The sequence below is a fragment of the Bacillus sp. PS217 genome (assembly GCF_037963535.1).
Classification (GTDB): Bacteria; Bacillota; Bacilli; order Bacillales; family Bacillaceae; genus Bacillus; species Bacillus subtilis.
This window is the reverse complement of the sequence record NZ_CP150157.1, coordinates 946,229-967,263: the sequence shown is the minus strand read 5'-3', so window position 1 is coordinate 967,263 and position 21,035 is coordinate 946,229. Positions and strand designations below refer to the sequence as shown.

General features: G+C 45.7%; 13 protein-coding genes, 16 tRNA genes, 3 rRNA genes, 2 pseudogenes and 1 riboswitch. Of the genes and pseudogenes, 7 read left to right on the top strand and 27 right to left on the bottom strand.

Annotated elements, in window-relative coordinates; genetic code table 11:
- On the bottom strand, window positions 1–768 hold the full coding sequence (locus NSQ83_RS05055; protein WP_046664057.1) for an ABC transporter ATP-binding protein: 768 nt from the start codon (window positions 766–768) through the stop codon (window positions 1–3).
- 406 nt (window positions 769–1,174) lie between these two features.
- On the opposite strand from NSQ83_RS05055, the gene katA reads away from it, so the two are divergent.
- Entirely contained in the window at window positions 1,175–2,626 is a 1,452-nt protein-coding gene (gene katA, locus NSQ83_RS05050; RefSeq protein WP_046664056.1) for a catalase KatA, read from the top strand.
- A 41-nt stretch (window positions 2,627–2,667) separates the two neighbouring features.
- On the opposite strand, the gene senS is transcribed toward katA, so the two are convergent.
- Complete coding sequence (gene senS, locus NSQ83_RS05045; protein ID WP_029317517.1) at window positions 2,668–2,850, bottom strand: transcriptional regulator SenS; 183 nt, start codon at window positions 2,848–2,850, stop codon at window positions 2,668–2,670.
- 250 nt (window positions 2,851–3,100) lie between these two features.
- Here senS and NSQ83_RS05040 point away from each other — a divergent pair, with 250 nt between their 5' ends.
- Window positions 3,101–4,456, top strand: coding sequence for an FAD-binding oxidoreductase (locus NSQ83_RS05040; RefSeq protein ID WP_046664055.1), 1,356 nt, complete (start codon window positions 3,101–3,103; stop codon window positions 4,454–4,456).
- Between the two features lie 37 nt (window positions 4,457–4,493).
- On the opposite strand, the gene thiC is transcribed toward NSQ83_RS05040, so the two are convergent.
- Entirely contained in the window at window positions 4,494–6,266 is a 1,773-nt protein-coding gene (gene thiC, locus NSQ83_RS05035; protein ID WP_017697515.1) for a phosphomethylpyrimidine synthase ThiC, read from the bottom strand.
- 133 nt (window positions 6,267–6,399) lie between these two features.
- Window positions 6,400–6,507: riboswitch (TPP riboswitch) on the bottom strand.
- A 69-nt stretch (window positions 6,508–6,576) separates the two neighbouring features.
- Window positions 6,577–7,268, bottom strand: a pseudogene (locus NSQ83_RS05030) (Type 1 glutamine amidotransferase-like domain-containing protein).
- A gap of 41 nt (window positions 7,269–7,309) precedes the next feature.
- On the opposite strand from NSQ83_RS05030, the pseudogene NSQ83_RS05025 reads away from it, so the two are divergent.
- Window positions 7,310–7,581, top strand: a pseudogene (locus tag NSQ83_RS05025) (spore coat protein).
- A 74-nt stretch (window positions 7,582–7,655) separates the two neighbouring features.
- On the opposite strand, the gene NSQ83_RS05020 reads toward NSQ83_RS05025, so the two are convergent.
- Window positions 7,656–7,859 carry a hypothetical protein gene (locus NSQ83_RS05020; protein WP_041055483.1) on the bottom strand — a complete coding sequence of 68 codons (204 nt, stop codon included), beginning with the start codon at window positions 7,857–7,859 and terminating at the stop codon, window positions 7,656–7,658.
- 141 nt (window positions 7,860–8,000) lie between these two features.
- On the opposite strand from NSQ83_RS05020, the gene spo0M reads away from it, so the two are divergent.
- A complete protein-coding gene (spo0M, locus tag NSQ83_RS05015; protein WP_198878806.1) occupies window positions 8,001–8,777 on the top strand; it encodes a sporulation control protein Spo0M in 777 nt (258 codons plus the stop codon).
- Between the two features lie 78 nt (window positions 8,778–8,855).
- On the opposite strand, the gene NSQ83_RS05010 is transcribed toward spo0M, so the two are convergent.
- From NSQ83_RS05010 to NSQ83_RS04915, 20 genes are all read right to left on the bottom strand, one after another.
- Window positions 8,856–8,937 (bottom strand) — tRNA-Leu (locus NSQ83_RS05010).
- Between the two features lie 264 nt (window positions 8,938–9,201).
- Window positions 9,202–9,290: transfer RNA gene (locus NSQ83_RS05005), tRNA-Leu, on the bottom strand.
- Between the two features lie 7 nt (window positions 9,291–9,297).
- Window positions 9,298–9,368: transfer RNA gene (locus NSQ83_RS05000), tRNA-Cys, on the bottom strand.
- Between the two features lie 5 nt (window positions 9,369–9,373).
- Window positions 9,374–9,448 (bottom strand) — tRNA-Gly (locus NSQ83_RS04995).
- 49 nt (window positions 9,449–9,497) lie between these two features.
- Window positions 9,498–9,569 (bottom strand) — tRNA-Gln (locus NSQ83_RS04990).
- 9 nt (window positions 9,570–9,578) lie between these two features.
- A tRNA-His gene (locus tag NSQ83_RS04985) sits at window positions 9,579–9,654 on the bottom strand.
- Between the two features lie 24 nt (window positions 9,655–9,678).
- Window positions 9,679–9,752 (bottom strand) — tRNA-Trp (locus NSQ83_RS04980).
- A 5-nt stretch (window positions 9,753–9,757) separates the two neighbouring features.
- Window positions 9,758–9,842 (bottom strand) — tRNA-Tyr (locus NSQ83_RS04975).
- Between the two features lie 22 nt (window positions 9,843–9,864).
- Window positions 9,865–9,937, bottom strand: a tRNA-Thr gene (locus NSQ83_RS04970).
- Between the two features lie 5 nt (window positions 9,938–9,942).
- Window positions 9,943–10,018, bottom strand: a tRNA-Phe gene (locus tag NSQ83_RS04965).
- Between the two features lie 12 nt (window positions 10,019–10,030).
- Window positions 10,031–10,107: transfer RNA gene (locus NSQ83_RS04960), tRNA-Asp, on the bottom strand.
- A gap of 11 nt (window positions 10,108–10,118) precedes the next feature.
- Window positions 10,119–10,195: transfer RNA gene (locus tag NSQ83_RS04955), tRNA-Met, on the bottom strand.
- Between the two features lie 9 nt (window positions 10,196–10,204).
- Window positions 10,205–10,280, bottom strand: a tRNA-Val gene (locus NSQ83_RS04950).
- 9 nt (window positions 10,281–10,289) lie between these two features.
- Window positions 10,290–10,361 (bottom strand) — tRNA-Glu (locus NSQ83_RS04945).
- A 43-nt stretch (window positions 10,362–10,404) separates the two neighbouring features.
- Window positions 10,405–10,496: transfer RNA gene (locus tag NSQ83_RS04940), tRNA-Ser, on the bottom strand.
- Between the two features lie 5 nt (window positions 10,497–10,501).
- A tRNA-Asn gene (locus NSQ83_RS04935) sits at window positions 10,502–10,576 on the bottom strand.
- A 9-nt stretch (window positions 10,577–10,585) separates the two neighbouring features.
- A 5S ribosomal RNA gene (gene rrf, locus NSQ83_RS04930) occupies window positions 10,586–10,701 on the bottom strand.
- A 111-nt stretch (window positions 10,702–10,812) separates the two neighbouring features.
- Window positions 10,813–13,740, bottom strand: a 23S ribosomal RNA gene (locus tag NSQ83_RS04925).
- Window positions 13,741–13,910: 170 nt separating this feature from the next.
- A 16S ribosomal RNA gene (locus tag NSQ83_RS04920) occupies window positions 13,911–15,460 on the bottom strand.
- Together the 16S, 23S and 5S rRNA genes with 16 tRNA genes alongside form the textbook arrangement of a ribosomal RNA operon.
- A 292-nt stretch (window positions 15,461–15,752) precedes the next feature.
- Complete coding sequence (locus NSQ83_RS04915; protein ID WP_106074049.1) at window positions 15,753–16,637, bottom strand: nucleotidyltransferase-like protein; 885 nt, start codon at window positions 16,635–16,637, stop codon at window positions 15,753–15,755.
- 207 nt (window positions 16,638–16,844) lie between these two features.
- Between NSQ83_RS04915 and NSQ83_RS04910 the strand changes: the two genes are divergently transcribed.
- A complete protein-coding gene (locus NSQ83_RS04910) occupies window positions 16,845–17,198 on the top strand; it encodes a YgzB family protein (protein ID WP_198878897.1) in 354 nt (117 codons plus the stop codon).
- 34 nt (window positions 17,199–17,232) lie between these two features.
- Here NSQ83_RS04910 and perR read toward each other — a convergent pair whose 3' ends face one another.
- A complete protein-coding gene (gene perR / locus NSQ83_RS04905) occupies window positions 17,233–17,670 on the bottom strand; it encodes a peroxide-responsive transcriptional repressor PerR (protein WP_003223285.1) in 438 nt (145 codons plus the stop codon).
- 122 nt (window positions 17,671–17,792) lie between these two features.
- Window positions 17,793–18,266: a thioredoxin-dependent thiol peroxidase gene (bcp, locus tag NSQ83_RS04900; RefSeq protein WP_024572676.1), complete on the bottom strand. Its 474-nt coding sequence runs from the start codon at window positions 18,264–18,266 to the stop codon at window positions 17,793–17,795.
- 151 nt (window positions 18,267–18,417) lie between these two features.
- Between bcp and NSQ83_RS04895 the strand changes: the two genes are divergently transcribed.
- Together NSQ83_RS04895 and NSQ83_RS04890 are read left to right on the top strand one after the other, a co-directional pair.
- Entirely contained in the window at window positions 18,418–19,707 is a 1,290-nt protein-coding gene (locus NSQ83_RS04895; protein ID WP_128737674.1) for a glutamate-1-semialdehyde 2,1-aminomutase, read from the top strand.
- 220 nt (window positions 19,708–19,927) lie between these two features.
- Window positions 19,928–20,989 carry an aromatic acid exporter family protein gene (locus NSQ83_RS04890; RefSeq protein ID WP_003233537.1) on the top strand — a complete coding sequence of 354 codons (1,062 nt, stop codon included), beginning with the start codon at window positions 19,928–19,930 and terminating at the stop codon, window positions 20,987–20,989.
- Window positions 20,990–21,035 lie beyond the last annotated feature (46 nt).

Below are 21,035 nucleotides of genomic sequence, written 5' to 3'. Positions count from 1 at the left end.
CTATATCCCTGATCCTTCTGCGTACTCCAAATCTTCTGTTTTCTCGAATTCCGACAGCACTCTCTGTCTGATCGCTTGGAAATCCGGAGTCGTCCGGTTTCGCGGATACGCCAGGTGAATGGGCATCAGCTTATGGATTTTCCCCGGTTTGGCCTTAAGGATCGCAAGCTCATTTCCTAAATAAACAGATTCATCTATATCATGAGTCACAAGAATCATCGTTGTTTTTTTCCTCCTCCATATATCCAGCAGCACGTCCTGCAGGTGTTTTCTTGTAAAAGCGTCGAGTGCACCAAACGGTTCATCTAAAAGCAGCATCTCAGGCTCCCGCAGCAGGGCCCGGGCGATGGCTACTCTTTGTGACATGCCGCCTGACAGCTCGCGCGGATATGCTTTTTCCGATCCTTTCAATCTGACAATCTCGATCAGTTCATCCACCTTTTGTTTGACTTTTGGGTCCTTCAAATTCAAGTCGGCGGCAATATTCTGCTCAACAGTCAGCCAAGGAAAGAGGCGGTGTTCCTGAAAAATAAATCCTTGCTGAATACCCGGAGCTGTTACGCTGCGGCCGTTAATTTCAACACTCCCGTCATATTCAGAATCAAGCCCTGCAATAATCTTTAACAGGGTGCTTTTTCCGCACCCACTCGGTCCGATAAGCGTTAGAAATTCGCCTGGTGCGATTGATAATTCTATGTTTTCTAAGACCGTGTTTTTGCGGCCTTCTTGAACAAATGCCTTTTCTTTGATGCTGATGGTCACAGCCACTTTTATCCCTCTCTTTCTGCCAACCCCGCCTTCAAAAAAACAAAAAGGCCCCCATCTCTGTTCTTGTAGAGATGAGAGCCTTCGGCGGTCCGATCAGCTGCCCAATTGTTTTTTTGTTTGAATAACATGTTAATTCAAATTATTCCGATATGTCAACTATTTTTTAAATACGATTTTTGATATCCTTGTTTATCACTTACTCTGCTTGTTTCGCAAATAGAGAAGGAAAAATTATTTCTCCAAAAATTATTAAGTGTCATAGAAAGCTGTTACAACAAGGTTTTTCAACACTTTCGATACTAGATATCGATTAATAGAGATGACTATTTTATAATAATTATAAAATAATATTGACTTTTTACTTAGAGATGATATTATGTTCTTATAAATTCCAAGAGGTGATAACATGAGTTCAAATAAACTGACAACTAGCTGGGGCGCTCCGGTTGGAGATAATCAAAACTCAATGACTGCCGGTTCTCGCGGACCAACTTTAATTCAAGATGTACATTTACTCGAAAAATTGGCCCATTTCAACCGAGAACGTGTTCCTGAACGTGTTGTTCACGCCAAAGGAGCAGGCGCACACGGATATTTTGAAGTGACAAACGACGTAACTAAATACACGAAAGCCGCTTTCCTTTCTGAAGTCGGCAAACGCACACCGTTGTTCATCCGTTTCTCAACAGTTGCCGGTGAACTTGGCTCTGCTGACACAGTTCGCGACCCGCGCGGATTTGCTGTTAAATTTTATACTGAAGAAGGAAACTACGACATCGTCGGCAACAATACGCCTGTATTCTTTATCCGCGATGCGATTAAGTTCCCTGATTTCATCCATACACAAAAAAGAGATCCAAAAACACACCTGAAAAACCCTACGGCTGTATGGGATTTCTGGTCACTTTCACCAGAGTCACTTCACCAAGTGACAATCCTGATGTCTGACCGCGGAATTCCTGCAACACTTCGCCACATGCACGGCTTCGGAAGCCATACATTCAAATGGACAAATGCCGAAGGCGAAGGCGTATGGATTAAATATCACTTTAAAACGGAACAAGGCGTGAAAAACCTTGATGTCAATACGGCAGCAAAAATTGCCGGTGAAAACCCTGATTACCATACAGAAGACCTTTTCAATGCAATCGAAAACGGTGATTATCCTGCATGGAAACTATATGTGCAAATCATGCCTTTAGAAGATGCAAACACGTACCGTTTCGATCCGTTTGATGTCACAAAAGTTTGGTCTCAAAAAGACTACCCGTTAATCGAGGTCGGACGCATGGTTCTAGACAGAAATCCGGAAAACTACTTTGTAGAGGTAGAACAAGCGACATTTTCACCTGGAACACTCGTGCCTGGTATTGATGTTTCACCGGATAAAATGCTTCAAGGCCGACTGTTTGCTTATCATGATGCACACCGCTACCGTGTCGGTGCAAACCATCAAGCGCTGCCAATCAACCGCGCACGCAACAAAGTAAACAATTATCAGCGTGATGGACAAATGCGCTTTGATGATAACGGCGGCGGATCTGTGTATTACGAGCCTAACAGTTTCGGCGGTCCAAAAGAGTCACCTGAGGATAAGCAAGCAGCATATCCGGTACAAGGCATCGCTGACAGCGTAAGCTACGATCACAACGATCACTACACTCAAGCCGGTGATCTGTATCGTTTAATGAGTGAAGATGAACGTACCCGCCTTGTTGAAAATATCGTTAATGCTATGAAGCCGGTAGAAAAAGAAGAAATCAAGCTGCGCCAAATCGAGCACTTCTACAAAGCGGATCCTGAATACGGAAAGCGCGTGGCAGAAGGCCTTGGATTGCCGATTAAAAAAGATGCTTAATGTAGAAATGCAAAAACCCGCTGTAATCAGCGGGTTTTTTTCTATTTAGTTACACATTGCGTATGCTTCTCATCAATCTTCATATAAATTTCTTCCATGAGCTCCGCGCTGTTTATAATCTCTCGTTTGTTTTTTTCAATCAGCAGCTCAAGCGGCAAAATCTGATTCCCGTAGGTTTTTCGCTTTCTGAATCGTTTTCTCCCCTTTTCTTTTTTGACTCCCATCAATAATCCCTCCTTTTTCATACAAAAAAGGCCCTTATCTAAACGATAAGAGCCTTCGGTGTTCCGATCAGCGCGATAAATTTGAAAAATTTGTACTGACCATGTTAATTCATACAATACTGATCTGTCAACTATTTTTTAAGGGTGTTGACACTGTATCAGATTGCATCCCCGCTTTTTCCTTATACACTCTTTTCCCCTGACGCATAAGCTAGAGAAACTAGAATACGAAAGAAAGAGATGTGGGAGTGTGGAAAAGACAAAATTGACAGGACGTATCGTGACACGGGATGATCCGGACTATAACGAAGCAAGAACCAATATTAACCTAAGCTTAGAAAGGTATCCTGACATCATTGTGTTTTGCCAAAACAAACAGGATGCACTCAATGCGCTGAAATGGGCGCGTGAAAACCGTGTGCCTTTCCGTATTAGAGGCGGCAGACACAGCTATGAGAACTTTTCCCTTTTAAATAACGGTCTTGTTATTGATTTAAGCGAAATGAAAAAAATAACTGTGAATCAGGATAAAAAGCTGGCCTATATTGAAGCGGGGGCTGAATTGGGAGAAGTCTATCGGACACTCTGGCAATACGGCCTGACGCTTCCCGCAGGCACCATTGCTAATGTAGGGCTCACAGGTTTAACTCTCGGAGGGGGAATTGGACTTTTAACAAGGGCTGCCGGCCTTACTTGCGACAGCCTCGTGCAGCTTGAGATGATCGTAGCAGACGAAAAAGAGGGCGCTGATCTGATTACAGTCAGCTGTTCAAGTCATCCAGACTTATTTTGGGCGTCTCAGGGAGGCGGAGGAGGCAATTTTGGCATAGTCACCTCCATGACATTTAAAGCAGTGCCCATCTCTCAAGTGTCGATTTTTTCTATAACATGGGGATGGGATGATTTTGAGGAAGTATTTAACACGTGGCAGCACTGGGCTCCGTATACAGATGACCGGCTTACATCATCAATAGAGTTTTGGCCTAAAGAAGTAAACCGAATAGAAGCCATCGGCCAATTTGTCGGGCCAAAAACAGAGTTAAAAAAACTGTTAAAGCCTTTATTGAAAGCAGGAAGCCCAACAAGCGGAATGGTAAAAACAATGCCGTTCATCGAAGCGGTAACCTTTTTTAACAGCCCGGGAGGCAATCAGCCTCAAAAAATGAAACGCTCCGGCTCTTTCATTGAAAAGCCATTATCAGAACGTGCGATTTCAACACTAAAACACTTTTTAGAGCACGCTCCGAATCAAAACGCCAGTGTCTGGCAGCAAGCACTCGGCGGGGCAGCCGGACGGATCGCTCCCGACCAAACGGCATTTTATTATCGTGATGCAATCATCGCCCAGGAATACTTAACAAACTGGACATCTCCTGAAGAAAAAAGACAAAATGTCCGCTGGATTGAGGGGCTGAGAACGTCCCTTTCGAGAGAAACGATGGGAGACTACGTAAATTGGCCAGATATCGAAATCAGAAACTGGCCAAGAACATATTACGGCGAAAACGTTGAACGACTCCGCCGTGTCAAAACGAAATATGATCCAGAAAATGTTTTCCGCTTTGAACAGAGTATTCCTCCGCTTCGACGCTCTCTGTTTTTCTAAAAAAATGAAGATGGAGCATTCTCCATCTTCATTTTTTTTATTGATATAAATTGCTTCCCGTATCGACAAACTCTTTTGCTTTTTCTTTTAATCCTTTATTTATGGCTTCTGCTTCACTGAGATCGTTTTTCTTCGCATAATCCCGAATATCCTGTGAAATTCTCATGCTGCAAAATTTCGGACCGCACATGGAACAAAAGTGAGCGGTTTTTGCTCCTTCAGCAGGCAGGGTTTCATCATGGTATTCAAGGGCTCTCTCCGGATCAAGAGATAAATTAAACTGATCCCGCCAGCGGAATTCAAAACGGGCTTTCGATAACGCATCATCCCGGATTTGCGCTCCGGGATGCCCTTTTGCAAGGTCCGCAGCGTGCGCAGCGATCTTATATGTAATGACTCCTTCACGAACATCATCACGGTTTGGCAGCCCTAAATGCTCCTTCGGCGTTACATAACAAAGCATTGCTGTCCCATACCAACCGATCATCGCCGCTCCGATCGCTGAAGTAATATGGTCATATCCCGGGGCAATATCCGTTGTCAACGGCCCCAATGTGTAAAAAGGCGCTTCTTTACAAATGTCCATTTGTTTATCGACGTTCTCTTTGATTTTATGCATCGGAACATGTCCAGGACCCTCAATCATCACCTGAACATCATGCTTCCAGGCAATTTGCGTCAGCTCTCCAAGCGTCTCTAATTCAGCAAACTGCGCTTCGTCATTGGCATCAGCAATTGATCCGGGACGCAAACCATCCCCAAGAGAGAAAGCAATATCATACATTTTCATAATCTCACATATTTCTTCAAAATGTGTGTATAAAAAGCTTTCTTGATGATGAGCCAGACACCACTGCGCCATAATCGCTCCCCCGCGTGACACAATACCAGTTGTCCGTTTGGCAGTCAGCGGTACATACCTAAGCAAAACACCCGCGTGAATCGTAAAATAATCCACTCCCTGTTCTGCCTGCTCGATTAGCGTATCACGATAAATCTCCCACGTTAAATCCTCCGCTACGCCGTTTACTTTTTCAAGCGCCTGATAAATCGGAACAGTTCCCACAGGCACGGGGCAATTGCGGATAATCCATTCACGCGTCGTATGAATATCTTTTCCGGTAGAGAGATCCATCATCGTATCCGCTCCCCAGCGGATGGCCCACGTCATTTTTTCCACTTCTTCTTCAATGGATGACGTAACCGCTGAATTCCCGATATTCGCATTAATCTTCACATGAAAATTCCGGCCGATAATCATTGGCTCACTTTCAGGGTGATTAATGTTTGAAGGAATAATCGCCCGGCCGCTGGCTACCTCGTCTCTGACGAATTCAGGAGACACATGCTCACGAATGGCGATAAATTCCATCTCAGGTGTAATGATCCCCTTTTTTGCATAGTGCATTTGTGTGACATTTTGACCTGCCTTCGCCCTCAGCGGTTTCCGCTTTAATCCTGGATAGCTTACGTTTGGATTTGCTTTTTTATAACCGTTATCTTCTGGTTTTATAGCCCGACCTTCATACTCTTCCACGTCACCGCGCTCTGTGATCCATTTTTGGCGGAGCGGCTTTAATCCTTCTTGAATATTAATGGTTACTTCAGGGTCCGTATACGGTCCGCTTGTATCATAGACACGCACAGGCGCGTTTTCCTCTTCGCCGAACGATCCCGTCGTCGGACTCAATAGAATCTCCCTCATCGGCACTTGGATGTCCGAAGAAGAGCCCTCCACGTATACCTTCTTGCTGCCTGAAAAACTTGACATAATGGAAATGTTGGCTTGCTGCACTGAATTGTTTTGCATTACTTTTCCTTCCCCTTTCTACGTTTGAAAGGACAAAATCAAGCCCATAACCAGCACAAAAAACCGGATTCATATAAATGAACCCGGTTACAGTCAGAAAGAAACATATTATTGCCCAGCAAGACAATAACAAAAAACAATTCCTCTACTTCCCCACGCTGGTACGAACCAGATCAGGTCCAAAGGGTTAAGAAGCTTACCTTCTCTCTCAGCCCGAAAGCGGGCACCCCCAGTAACTATTGATTTCGCACTCATCTTATCATAAAATCAATCTGAAAAAAAGAGGAATATAGATAATATTCAGCCAATTTCACCCTAAATATTTGACCGGCAACGGGATTTCAGCTATTTCATGTTCAGCCATCATCACCCGATATGCCTTTGCACCCGACCTTGAACTCACAGTCTGAAACAGCTGATCATTTATGAAATGGAGAGCAGCCCCATCATCCGCTGCATAGCCACTGCATAAGAACTTGTTAGATATCAGCTGGTGGTATGCCGGTCTCCGATCCTTTTCCCCGTCATAATGGGGACAAAAGCTCCCTTGCAAAAAACCTAAACTTTTCAAACTTGTCAGCGGTCCGGCTGATCTGTCACCCCTTCTTCAAACCAGCAGATCGCACCGGCACTTATTCCAGCTACAACCACACCGTTCTTCCATGCTTCCCTGAGAATATGGTCCAGCCCCCACTCTTTCCATAACACAAGTAAATTCCGCGTATTTCCCCCGCCAACATAAATCACGTCCATTTCCATAACAAAAGAAGCTAAATCTGATGATGGCGGCTTAAACAAAGATAAATGAGACGGCACGCAATCCAATGTTTGAAATGCATGATAAAACCGCTGAATATAGTTTTGGGAATCTCCGCTCGCCGTCGGCAAAAAACAAATACGAGGCTGCTCTCGTTTTGATTGATTGAGGATATATTGATCGAGGGACAAATTATCCGGCTCCATCGAAAAACCCCCGCCTCCCATCGCAATAATCTGCTTCATCATCACACCCCCCAACAAAATTTGTTGCTTATTATAGCATTTTGTATAGAAGCAAGAAACAAAGCCAAATACTTTCTTATCAGGAGCTGCTAAAAAACAAAGGAGGTGGTTTCCCATTGAACAAAGTCTTTGTCCCAAAGATATTCTTGATTTGTTAACAACAATAAAAACCAGCATTAACAAATACACTGTCGCAATAACAGAAGCTGAAAATCCCCACATCAGAAGAGCATTGCATGATCAATTAGATACAACTGTTTATCTCCATGATGAACTGTCAGATCTTCTGTTAGAAAAGGGGTGGCTCGGGTGAGCAATTACGTTTTTATCTTGCAGTAAAGACCACAAAAAGAGACGGGATCTCAAAGATGAGATGCCGTCTCTTTTTTATTGCTCCACTCTTCTTAAAGCCTCGTTTACCGTTTCTTTTATAAACGCGTCTTCACCGCTTAATCGGTCTAAACTGAGATCACCGTTTCTCAGCCTTTCGGAAATACTGTTTATATCCTCCTCTACTGTGATTTGCAGCTCACCGGCCAAAAACATTCTGTGTAATTCATCTGCAACCAAACTTTCTTTATTCACTTCCATCCACTCCTTTATTTTCAATATTATTCTTAGTCTGTCCCTAGGCCGAGACGAATAATAGGAAAAAAGTATGAATCAAACGAATCTTTTTTCCTCCTTCTTACGTATATCTGTTGAGAAAAAAGAAAAAGGGGAAGATCTAACATGTCATTTTTTAAGAAGCTTGCGGCAAGTGCCGGAATTGGAGCTGCAAAAGTAGATACAATTTTAGAGAAAGACGCATATTTTCCTGGAGAAGAAGTACAGGGAACTGTACATGTCAAAGGCGGAAAAATCGCTCAGGACATCCGTTATATCGATTTACAGCTTAGTACACGGTATGTCATTGTAAAAGACGATGAAGAGCACCGGAAATACGCTACAATTCATTCTTTCCGGGTCACTGGTTCATTTACCATTCAGCCTGGTGAAGAGCATCAATTTCCATTCACATTCATTCTGCCTCTAGATACGCCGATCACTGTAGGGAAAGTAGAGGTTGCCGTGGTGACAGACCTTGACATTCAAGGCGGTATCGATAAATCCGATCATGACCGCATTTTCGTTGAAGCGCACCCTTGGATTGAAAATGTGCTTGAAGCAATCGAAAACCTGGGCTTCCGTCTTAACGAAGCAGACTGCGAACAAGCGCCCTACTTCCAGCGTCGTCTTCCGTTCGTTCAGGAATTCGAATTCGTTCCGACTTCCGGATATTATCGTCAGATGCTTGATGAATTAGAGCTCATTTTCCTTTTAGACGAAGACGGTTTGGAAATCATTTTCGAAGTCGACCGCAGAGCAAGAGGACTCCGAGGGTGGCTGGAAGAGATGTATAATGACGGAGAACAGCTTGTACGCGTCCGTTTCAGCCAATCAGAGCTTGAAGATACAGAAGAGCTAGAAGAGGTGCTAGAAGAGATCCTAGACCAATACGCTGAGTAAGTATAAAAAGGAGCCGAGGCTCCTTTTCTTTAATAAAAAATAAAAACCCGTTTCTGTTAAGAAACGGGTTTTTCAGTATACCGGTGGTCGGGGTCGAACCGACACTCCAGAAGGAACACGATTTTGAGTCGTGCGCGTCTGCCAATTCCGCCACACCGGCAAGTTTTACGTTGTATCTAACCGACGAATATAAATATATCATGGATCTCATAAAGTGTCAACGTATTTCAAAAAAGTTTTTATGGAAATATAAAATAAAAGTGTTGAAAGACTAGCTATACAGCCGCTTTATAATAGACCTCGGAACTTAACTTTTTATGATAAATCAAAGCATTAAAAAATGATCTACTTATGTAGATCATTAATATGATTAGTTATAATGATAAAACACAAACACCAATTCAACTTACCATGTAAATAAAATTGGTGCCGAGGGCCGGACTTGAACCGGCACGGTAGTCACCTACCGCAGGATTTTAAGTCCTGTGTGTCTGCCAATTCCACCACCCCGGCAATAAGAAGGCGACACCCGGATTCGAACCGGGGATAAAGGTTTTGCAGACCTCTGCCTTACCACTTGGCTATGCCGCCGTAATTGGAGCGGAAGACGGGATTCGAACCCGCGACCCCCACCTTGGCAAGGTGGTGTTCTACCACTGAACTACTTCCGCATTTTTAATGGACTTAATACATTATATGCAGTTGATATAAAAAGTGAGACTGGGCTAGCTGGATTCGAACCAACGCATGACGGAGTCAAAGTCCGTTGCCTTACCGCTTGGCTATAGCCCAATGATAATATGGGGCGATTGATGGGAATCGAACCCACGAGTGCCAGAGCCACAATCTGGTGCGTTAACCACTTCGCCACAACCGCCATAATCTCAAGATGTCATAAATTTGGCAGGGGCAGTAGGAATCGAACCCACACCGGAGGTTTTGGAGACCTCTGTTCTACCGTTAAACTATGCCCCTATAAATGGTGGAGGGGGGCAGATTCGAACTGCCGAACCCTGAGGGAGCGGATTTACAGTCCGCCGCGTTTAGCCACTTCGCTACCCCTCCACATTAAATTTTGAAAAAACAGTGCCGGCAAGAGGACTTGAACCCCCAACCTACTGATTACAAGTCAGTTGCTCTACCAATTGAGCTACACCGGCATAGGTGGTGGCTCGGGACGGAATCGAACCGCCGACACACGGATTTTCAGTCCGTTGCTCTACCAACTGAGCTACCGAGCCTAAGTATTTAAATGGCGGTCCGGACGGGACTCGAACCCGCGACCTCCTGCGTGACAGGCAGGCATTCTAACCAACTGAACTACCGGACCATTTTGAAATTTGGTTGCGGGGGCAGGATTTGAACCTGCGACCTTCGGGTTATGAGCCCGACGAGCTACCGAACTGCTCCACCCCGCGATGATATAATGGTGGAGGATGACGGGCTCGAACCGCCGACCCTCTGCTTGTAAGGCAGATGCTCTCCCAGCTGAGCTAATCCTCCATCATATAATGACCCGTACGGGATTCGAACCCGTGTTACCGCCGTGAAAGGGCGGTGTCTTAACCGCTTGACCAACGGGCCCAGACTTTCAATTGTAATTATTGTAATTATGTATAAGTATCAGTGGCGGAGAGCAAGGGATTCGAACCCTTGAGACGGAGTTGACCGCCTACACGATTTCCAATCGTGCTCCTTCGACCACTCGGACAGCTCTCCAATAATGGCTCCGCAGGTAGGATTCGAACCTACGACCGATCGGTTAACAGCCGATAGCTCTACCACTGAGCTACTGCGGAATGAAGTCTGCCTGGCGATGTCCTACTCTCACAGGGGGAAACCCCCGACTACCATCGGCGCTGAAGAGCTTAACTTCCGTGTTCGGCATGGGAACGGGTGTGACCTCTTCGCCATCATCACCAGACAATTTCAGTGACATTTAACATTATACTATGTATTCTTGAGAAAATCAAGTGTTTTTTTTGAAAAACTTATTCTCTCAAAACTAGATAACAGGTGTGACATCATTCAAAATGTGGTTAAGTCCTCGATCGATTAGTATCTGTCAGCTCCATGTGTCGCCACACTTCCACCTCAGACCTATCAACCTGATCATCTTTCAGGGATCTTACTTCCTTGCGGAATGGGAAATCTCATCTTGAGGGGGGCTTCATGCTTAGATGCTTTCAGCACTTATCCCGTCCGCACATAGCTACCCAGCGATGCCCTTGGCAGAACAACTGGTACACCAGCGGTGCGTCCATCCCGGTCCTCTCGTACTAAGGACAGCTCCTCTCAAATTTCCTGCGCCCGCGACGGATAGGGACCGAACTGTCTCACGACGTTCTGAACCCAGCTCGCGTACCGCTTTAATGGGCGAACAGCCCAACCCTTGGGACCGACTACAGCCCCAGGATGCGATGAGCCGACATCGAGGTGCCAAACCTCCCCGTCGATGTGGACTCTTGGGGGAGATAAGCCTGTTATCCCCGGGGTAGCTTTTATCCGTTGAGCGATGGCCCTTCCATGCGGAACCACCGGATCACTAAGCCCGACTTTCGTCCCTGCTCGACTTGTAGGTCTCGCAGTCAAGCTCCCTTGTGCCTTTACACTCTGCGAATGATTTCCAACCATTCTGAGGGAACCTTTGGGCGCCTCCGTTACCTTTTAGGAGGCGACCGCCCCAGTCAAACTGCCCACCTGACACTGTCTCCCCGCCCGATAAGGGCGGCGGGTTAGAAGGTCAATACAGCCAGGGTAGTATCCCACCGATGCCTCCACCGAAGCTGGCGCTCCGGTTTCCAAGGCTCCTACCTATCCTGTACAAGCTGTACCAACATTCAATATCAGGCTGCAGTAAAGCTCCACGGGGTCTTTCCGTCCTGTCGCGGGTAACCTGCATCTTCACAGGTACTATAATTTCACCGAGTCTCTCGTTGAGACAGTGCCCAGATCGTTGCGCCTTTCGTGCGGGTCGGAACTTACCCGACAAGGAATTTCGCTACCTTAGGACCGTTATAGTTACGGCCGCCGTTTACTGGGGCTTCAATTCGCACCTTCGCTTACGCTAAGCGCTCCTCTTAACCTTCCAGCACCGGGCAGGCGTCAGCCCCTATACTTCGCCTTACGGCTTCGCAGAGACCTGTGTTTTTGCTAAACAGTCGCCTGGGCCTATTCACTGCGGCTCTCTCGGGCTTGCACCCTAACAGAGCACCCCTTCTCCCGAAGTTACGGGGTCATTTTGCCGAGTTCCTTAACGAGAGTTCTCTCGATCACCTTAGGATTCTCTCCTCGCCTACCTGTGTCGGTTTGCGGTACGGGCACCTCTCACCTCGCTAGAGGCTTTTCTTGGCAGTGTGGAATCAGGAACTTCGCTACTATATTTCGCTCGCCATCACAGCTCAGCCTTATGGGAAACGGATTTGCCTATTTCCCAGCCTAACTGCTTGGACGCGGATATCCAATACCGCGCTTACCCTATCCTCCTGCGTCCCCCCATTGCTCAAATGGTGAGGAGGTGGTACAGGAATATCAACCTGTTGTCCATCGCCTACGCCTTTCGGCCTCGGCTTAGGTCCCGACTAACCCTGAGCGGACGAGCCTTCCTCAGGAAACCTTAGGCATTCGGTGGAGGGGATTCTCACCCCTCTTTCGCTACTCATACCGGCATTCTCACTTCTAAGCGCTCCACCAGTCCTTCCGGTCTGGCTTCACAGCCCTTAGAACGCTCTCCTACCACTGTTCGAAGAACAGTCCGCAGCTTCGGTGATACGTTTAGCCCCGGTACATTTTCGGCGCAGAGTCACTCGACCAGTGAGCTATTACGCACTCTTTAAATGGTGGCTGCTTCTAAGCCAACATCCTGGTTGTCTAAGCAACTCCACATCCTTTTCCACTTAACGTATACTTTGGGACCTTAGCTGGCGGTCTGGGCTGTTTCCCTTTCGACTACGGATCTTATCACTCGCAGTCTGACTCCCAAGGATAAGTCATTGGCATTCGGAGTTTGACTGAATTCGGTAACCCGGTAGGGGCCCCTAGTCCAATCAGTGCTCTACCTCCAAGACTCTTACCTTGAGGCTAGCCCTAAAGCTATTTCGGAGAGAACCAGCTATCTCCAGGTTCGATTGGCATTTCACCCCTACCCACACCTCATCCCCGCACTTTTCAACGTGCGTGGGTTCGGGCCTCCATTCAGTGTTACCTGAACTTCACCCTGGACATGGGTAGATCACCTGGTTTCGGGTCTACGACCACGTACTCATGCGCCCTATTCAGACTCGCTTTCGCTGCGGCTCCGCATCTTCTGCTTAACCTTGCACGGGATCGTAACTCGCCGGTTCATTCTACAAAAGGCACGCCATCACCCGTTAACGGGCTCTGACTACTTGTAGGCACACGGTTTCAGGATCTCTTTCACTCCCCTTCCGGGGTGCTTTTCACCTTTCCCTCACGGTACTGGTTCACTATCGGTCACTAGGGAGTATTTAGCCTTGGGAGATGGTCCTCCCGGATTCCGACGGAATTTCACGTGTTCCGCCGTACTCAGGATCCACTCAGGAGAGAACGAAGTTTTGACTACAGGGCTGTTACCTCCTATGGCGGGCCTTTCCAGACCTCTTCATCTACCTCGTTCTTTTGTAACTCCGTATAGAGTGTCCTACAACCCCAAGAGGCAAGCCTCTTGGTTTGGGCTAATCCCGTTTCGCTCGCCGCTACTCAGGGAATCGCATTTGCTTTCTCTTCCTCCGGGTACTTAGATGTTTCAGTTCCCCGGGTCTGCCTTCTCATATCCTATGAATTCAGATATGGATACCACTCCATTACGAGTGGTGGGTTTCCCCATTCGGAAATCTCCGGATCAAAGCTTGCTTACAGCTCCCCGAAGCATATCGGTGTTCGTCCCGTCCTTCATCGGCTCCTAGTGCCAAGGCATCCACCGTGCGCCCTTTCTAACTTAACCGTTAAAAAGAATCACTATGTGATATCTTGTGTTACTAATTGAATGTGATGTCTACTGTTATCTAGTTTTCAAAGAACACGTTTCGAAGGAATGATCCTTCAAAACTAAACAAGACAGGGAACGTTCTGTTTATAAGACCCAAGGTCTTATATTCCGTATAATATCCTTAGAAAGGAGGTGATCCAGCCGCACCTTCCGATACGGCTACCTTGTTACGACTTCACCCCAATCATCTGTCCCACCTTCGGCGGCTGGCTCCTAAAAGGTTACCTCACCGACTTCGGGTGTTACAAACTCTCGTGGTGTGACGGGCGGTGTGTACAAGGCCCGGGAACGTATTCACCGCGGCATGCTGATCCGCGATTACTAGCGATTCCAGCTTCACGCAGTCGAGTTGCAGACTGCGATCCGAACTGAGAACAGATTTGTGGGATTGGCTTAACCTCGCGGTTTCGCTGCCCTTTGTTCTGTCCATTGTAGCACGTGTGTAGCCCAGGTCATAAGGGGCATGATGATTTGACGTCATCCCCACCTTCCTCCGGTTTGTCACCGGCAGTCACCTTAGAGTGCCCAACTGAATGCTGGCAACTAAGATCAAGGGTTGCGCTCGTTGCGGGACTTAACCCAACATCTCACGACACGAGCTGACGACAACCATGCACCACCTGTCACTCTGCCCCCGAAGGGGACGTCCTATCTCTAGGATTGTCAGAGGATGTCAAGACCTGGTAAGGTTCTTCGCGTTGCTTCGAATTAAACCACATGCTCCACCGCTTGTGCGGGCCCCCGTCAATTCCTTTGAGTTTCAGTCTTGCGACCGTACTCCCCAGGCGGAGTGCTTAATGCGTTAGCTGCAGCACTAAGGGGCGGAAACCCCCTAACACTTAGCACTCATCGTTTACGGCGTGGACTACCAGGGTATCTAATCCTGTTCGCTCCCCACGCTTTCGCTCCTCAGCGTCAGTTACAGACCAGAGAGTCGCCTTCGCCACTGGTGTTCCTCCACATCTCTACGCATTTCACCGCTACACGTGGAATTCCACTCTCCTCTTCTGCACTCAAGTTCCCCAGTTTCCAATGACCCTCCCCGGTTGAGCCGGGGGCTTTCACATCAGACTTAAGAAACCGCCTGCGAGCCCTTTACGCCCAATAATTCCGGACAACGCTTGCCACCTACGTATTACCGCGGCTGCTGGCACGTAGTTAGCCGTGGCTTTCTGGTTAGGTACCGTCAAGGTACCGCCCTATTCGAACGGTACTTGTTCTTCCCTAACAACAGAGCTTTACGATCCGAAAACCTTCATCACTCACGCGGCGTTGCTCCGTCAGACTTTCGTCCATTGCGGAAGATTCCCTACTGCTGCCTCCCGTAGGAGTCTGGGCCGTGTCTCAGTCCCAGTGTGGCCGATCACCCTCTCAGGTCGGCTACGCATCGTTGCCTTGGTGAGCCGTTACCTCACCAACTAGCTAATGCGCCGCGGGTCCATCTGTAAGTGGTAGCCGAAGCCACCTTTTATGTTTGAACCATGCGGTTCAAACAACCATCCGGTATTAGCCCCGGTTTCCCGGAGTTATCCCAGTCTTACAGGCAGGTTACCCACGTGTTACTCACCCGTCCGCCGCTAACATCAGGGAGCAAGCTCCCATCTGTCCGCTCGACTTGCATGTATTAGGCACGCCGCCAGCGTTCGTCCTGAGCCAGGATCAAACTCTCCGATAAATGGATCACAGGTTAAGTTCACCGCATCCTGCGGCGACACCTGTGTGACCTGCGTCGTGTAGGACCTAGTTTGACTGACTACGCACATCGCTGTGCGATTTTTAAAAACTGAATTAACAGGTACGTTTTGTCTTGTTTAGTTTTCAAAGATCATTTTCACTTCTTGTTGAAGCGACTTTATTAATATAACATTTTGACTTTCTTTTGTCAAATGTTTTTTTGATTTATTTTCCCGCCGCTGTGAGCTTGTTTTCTCAGAAGCGCATCAGCGACGTTTAATAATATAACACGGTCAAGAATCAGAGTCAACATCTTTTTTAAAAGAATATCCTCGGTGATAGACAGCCTGTCCTTTCGTTTCTATCTGGCAGACGTTGATAAGTCCCTTTTCTGTCAAGTAATCAAGCATAACGCCAAGATCTTGGGTAAAGTGCTTTAGGTCATGATGTTGAAGAAGCTCACCGAATTGCCAAATGTCTTTTTCTTTCATTACTTCGAAAAGATGCGCCGAACCGATCTCGGCTTTGGAATGGATGAGAAAATCATTTGCTAAGAATAATAATTCAAGTCTTTTTTCCAGGCTCTCATGACTTTCAATCAGCTCGGAATATAATTTGTACACTTGCGGCTCCATCTGGCGCACTTGGCTCCACACCGTGGTTTCGGGATGGAATCCTCTGTCGATTACTTCAATACGTGCTAAATGATGCAGCGCATGAACAACGGCATTGTAGGCATCTAAAAATTGATTGGCTTCAAAAAAAGCTTTCCCTTCAACATACCTTCTGATTAATTTGCCGTATTCGAGTCCGATCTTCAGTTTACGTTCGGCAAACGGAAATGTATTCAGCCTGTCAATCAGTTCAACTACGTATTCATTACGGTCAAACAAAACTCTGCCATTTACAATCCAATCTATGATTCTTCTATTTGTTCCGAGCAAAATCCATTCTTGAATCTGAGAATCTGTTACCACATGCAAAGAAGCTGTTTGATGATCAAATTCATAATGCTTTATAAAAACTGGCTCATCAGCATCCTTTACAATCACCAGCAAAGCTGCATCAAAGTTATCTGTTAAGGAAGATGTTTTGTTTCTTCTCTCAATCATAATGACAGCCAATGTGTTGGGATGACTTGCTCTTTCTTGGTAAATTGGACGGAGAAGATTTTCCATCACTATTCCTCCAATGCAATTGTTCAAATTTTTTTATTCTCTATTTGATTCAATTCTATGGTTAAAACGAAATTCCTTTTTTCTAAACACATTGAACTATTATAAACAATTTCACAGTAACTCTCCATATATAAATTCCAGTTCAACCGAAAACATGAAGAAAATCCCATCGAGTTTGTGCTATAGTTAAATCAGAGGGGGATGGACATGGCGAAATACTCCAGCAAAATTAATAAAATCAGAACATTTGCGTTAAGTTTGGTTTTCGTTGGGTTTATCATTATGTACATCGGGATCTTTTTTAAAGAGTCAGTTTTGCTTTCTAGTTTGTTTATGATACTTGGACTTTTATCCATCGGTCTCAGCACGGTAGTTTACTTTTGGATCGGAATGCTTTCGACCAAAGCGGTTCGCGTCATTTGTCCGGGCTGTGAAAAAGAGACAAAGGTTTTAGGAAGAGTCGATATGTGCATGCATTGCCGAGAGCCGCTGACTTTAGATAAGGGATTAGAAGGAAAAGAATTTGATGAGTCTTATAATAAAAAGAAAATATCGAAATAAAATAAGCTGACCGTTTCGTGCGGTCAGCTTATTTTTAATGATTTTCTTTTTTCGAACACTCTTGGCAGACGCCGTAAATTTCTAAACGGTGGTGGCTTACCTTGAAACCCGTGACGTGGGCAGCAAGCTGCTCAACTTCGTCAAGGCCCGGGTAATGGAAGTCCACAATTTTCCCGCAGTTTTCGCAAATCGCGTGATAGTGATCGGATGTGACAAAATCGAATCTGCTGGAAGCATCACCGTATGTGAGCTCTTTTACCAAACCTGATTCCCGGAACACACGCAAATTGTTATATACTGTCGCTACGCTCATGTTAGGAAATTTCCCTTCCAGAGCTTTATATATATCGTCCGCTGTTGGATGAGCCATAGAGTTAACGAGATATTCCAGAATCGCATGACGTTGAGGAGTAATGCGAACTCCGGTTTCCTTCAACGTTTCTAAGGCTTCTTTTAGTTCATGTGCAGCCATCCGTCATGCACCTCTCTTCTAAAAAAAATTCTTACATTGTAATGTTTATAATTAGTGTAACTCTTCCTACGATAATTTGTCAATTGATATCAGGGTAAAAGTAAGCATAGGCTCATAGAGATTTACTTTTCCGACATATCTTTGAGGGTTTGAAGCGCTTCGGCTACATGGTCCTTTACTTTTACTTTTCTCCATTCTTTAATGAGCCGGCCTTCTTTATCAATTAAAAAAGTGGAACGCTCGATTCCCATATACTCTTTTCCGAAGTTTTTCTTCAGCTTCCACACATCAAATGCTTCCGCCAGCTCATGCTCGTCATCAACAAGAAGCAGAAATGGCAGGTTATGCTTCTCTTTAAATTTTCCGTGTTTTTCCTGGCTGTCCGGGCTGACGCCGATAATGACGGCATCCAGTTCAGCGAAGCTTTCGTGACTGTCCCGAAAATCGCATGCTTCAGTTGTACATCCCGGTGTCATGTCCTTTGGATAAAAATAAAGCACGATGTACTTTCCTTTATAATCCGATAATTTTACTGTTTCCCCATGATCGCCTTTTAACTCAAGATCAGGCGCTTTTTGTCCGATTTCTATAGTCATTACGTTACCTCCGGATGTTTTTTATTAAGCGTATCCAATTCTTGTCCAGATTACAACCATCTCAGCTGAATCTGAAGCCCGAAGCCATTGTTCTTGTTCGGAAGCATGCTACAATAGAAAGGACGCATGGAGATATAGGAGGTTTTTATTCTTGCATACAAAATCAATTGAACTTCACAATGAGGCATTACAGCACATTGTCGGCGGTGTAAACAGCCCGTCTAGATCATATAAAGCAGTCGGCGGCGGTTCTCCTGTTGCAATGGAGAAAGCAAGCGGCGCTTATTTTTGGGATGTGGACGGCAACAAATACATCGATTATTTAGCGGCGTACGGTCCGATTATTACAGGACATGCCCACCCGCATATTACAGAAGCGATTAAAAAAGCGGCAGAGAACGGTGTATTGTATGGAACACCAACGAAACACGAGGTTACATTTGCAAAGATGCTCAAAGAAGCCATTCCCGCTATGGACAAAGTAAGATTCGTCAATTCGGGTACAGAAGCCGTTATGACGACCATCCGCGTGGCTCGCGCATATACAGGCCGGACAAAAATCATTAAATTTGCGGGCTGTTATCACGGGCATTCGGACCTTGTGCTTGTCGCCGCAGGCTCCGGCCCGTCTACTCTCGGCACGCCAGACTCAGCCGGTGTACCGAAAAGCATTGCAAACGAAGTGATCACAGTACCATTTAATGATATCGATAGCTATAAAGCGGCTCTTGATAAATGGGGCAGTGAAATCGCGGCGGTTCTCGTTGAACCGATTGTCGGCAACTTCGGTATCGTCGAGCCGAAAGAGGGCTTCTTAGAAAAAGTAAATGAATTGACACATAATGCAGGCGCTCTCGTTATTTACGATGAAGTCATTACGGCTTTCCGCTTTATGTATGGCGGCGCGCAGGATCTCTTACAGGTGAAACCAGATTTAACAGCACTCGGGAAAATTATCGGCGGCGGACTTCCGATTGGCGCCTATGGCGGCAAAAAAGAAATCATGGAGCAGGTAGCTCCGCTAGGGCCTGCTTATCAAGCAGGAACAATGGCAGGGAACCCCGCTTCCATCCTATCAGGCATCGCTTGTCTGGAAGTGCTTAAAGAGGAAGGCGTGTATGAAAAGCTTGATCACCTTGGCGCTATGCTTGAGGAAGGCATTTTGAAGCACGCAGAAACACACGGCATCACCATTACGGTCAACCGGTTAAAAGGTGCGCTCACGGTATATTTCTCTGATGAGAAAGTGGAAAATTACGAGCAGGCTGAACGGAGTGACGGAGAAACATTCGCTACGTTTTTTAAGCTGATGCTGGAACGCGGAATTAATTTAGCACCTTCTAAGTATGAAGCTTGGTTTATTACCACAGCACATACAGAGCAGGATATTAAAGACACGCTTGCAGCGGTCGAGGATGCATTTAAACATCTAAAAAACTAGAATCAAATACCTTGAACAGGAGCTTTGAGCTCCTGTTTTTTTTATGGAATCAAACAACGTGTAAGATTTTGGTCTTTTTCTAGAAAAATAGCTTGAATATTTGTATCGATCCCTGTATATTACTTAATTGTTTAGCAAATAAACTAACCGGGAATTTTAAGGATTAGCCCATTTGCTATGTCACACAATTTACTATAGAAAGGAATGCACGCACAAACCAATGAAACTTGGTGCCCGCATTTTCAAAACCGGGATTGCGATTACACTTGCCCTTTATTTGGCTTCGTGGATCGGGCTTCCCGCGCCGATTTTCGCTGGAATTGCAGCGATATTTGCGATCCAGCCGTCGATTTACCGCTCTTTTCTCATTATTATTGATCAGGTTCAAGCAAATATCATCGGAGCTGTGATTGCCACAGTGTTCGGCCTTATTTTCGGACCCAGCCCGATTATGATCGGGTTAACAGCAGTTATTGTCATTACAATCATGCTGAAACTTAAAATTGAACATACAATTTCAATTGCTCTTGTAACAGTCATTGCGATATTAGAATCTGCCGGTGACGACTTTTTAATGTTCGCGCTGATCAGAACAAGCACAGTCATCTTAGGGGTGCTTTCTTCCTTTATCGTCAACCTTGTGTTTTTGCCTCCTAAGTACGAAACAAAGCTGATTCATAATACCGTCGAAAACACCGAAGAAATTATGAAGTGGATCAGATTGTCCATGCGGCAGTCGACAGAGCATTCGATTTTGAAAGAGGATATTGAAAAACTGAAAGAAAAAATGATCAAGCTTGATCAGACATATCTTCTATATAAAGAAGAAAGAAGTTACTTTAAGAAAACGACTTATGTGAAATCAAGAAAGCTTGTCCTGTTCAGACAGGCCATTATTACTGCAAATCGGGCGCTTGATACATTGAAGAAGCTGCATCGTCTGGAAAACGAGATCTATCATATGCCGGAAGAGTTTCAGGAAACATTGACTGAAGAACTTGATTACCTGCTTTACTGGCACGAACGGATTTTGATGAGGTTTGTCGGAAAAATCAAGCCGCATGATGACGCGGTTGAAGAAGGCATCCGGTATAAGCAGCTTTTAACAAAGTCATTTTTAAAAAATCAGCAGAATACGGATGAGGAGCTTATTGATTACAACATGCTTAATATTATGGCAAGCGCCGTGGAATATCGCGAGCAGCTTGAACATTTAGAAACACTTATCACAAGTTTTCAAACGTATCATCCGAAAGACTGCGAAATAGAAACAGAAGAGTAACCCGGTTAAACAGCCGGGTTTTTTTATACACAAAAAAATCTTATAT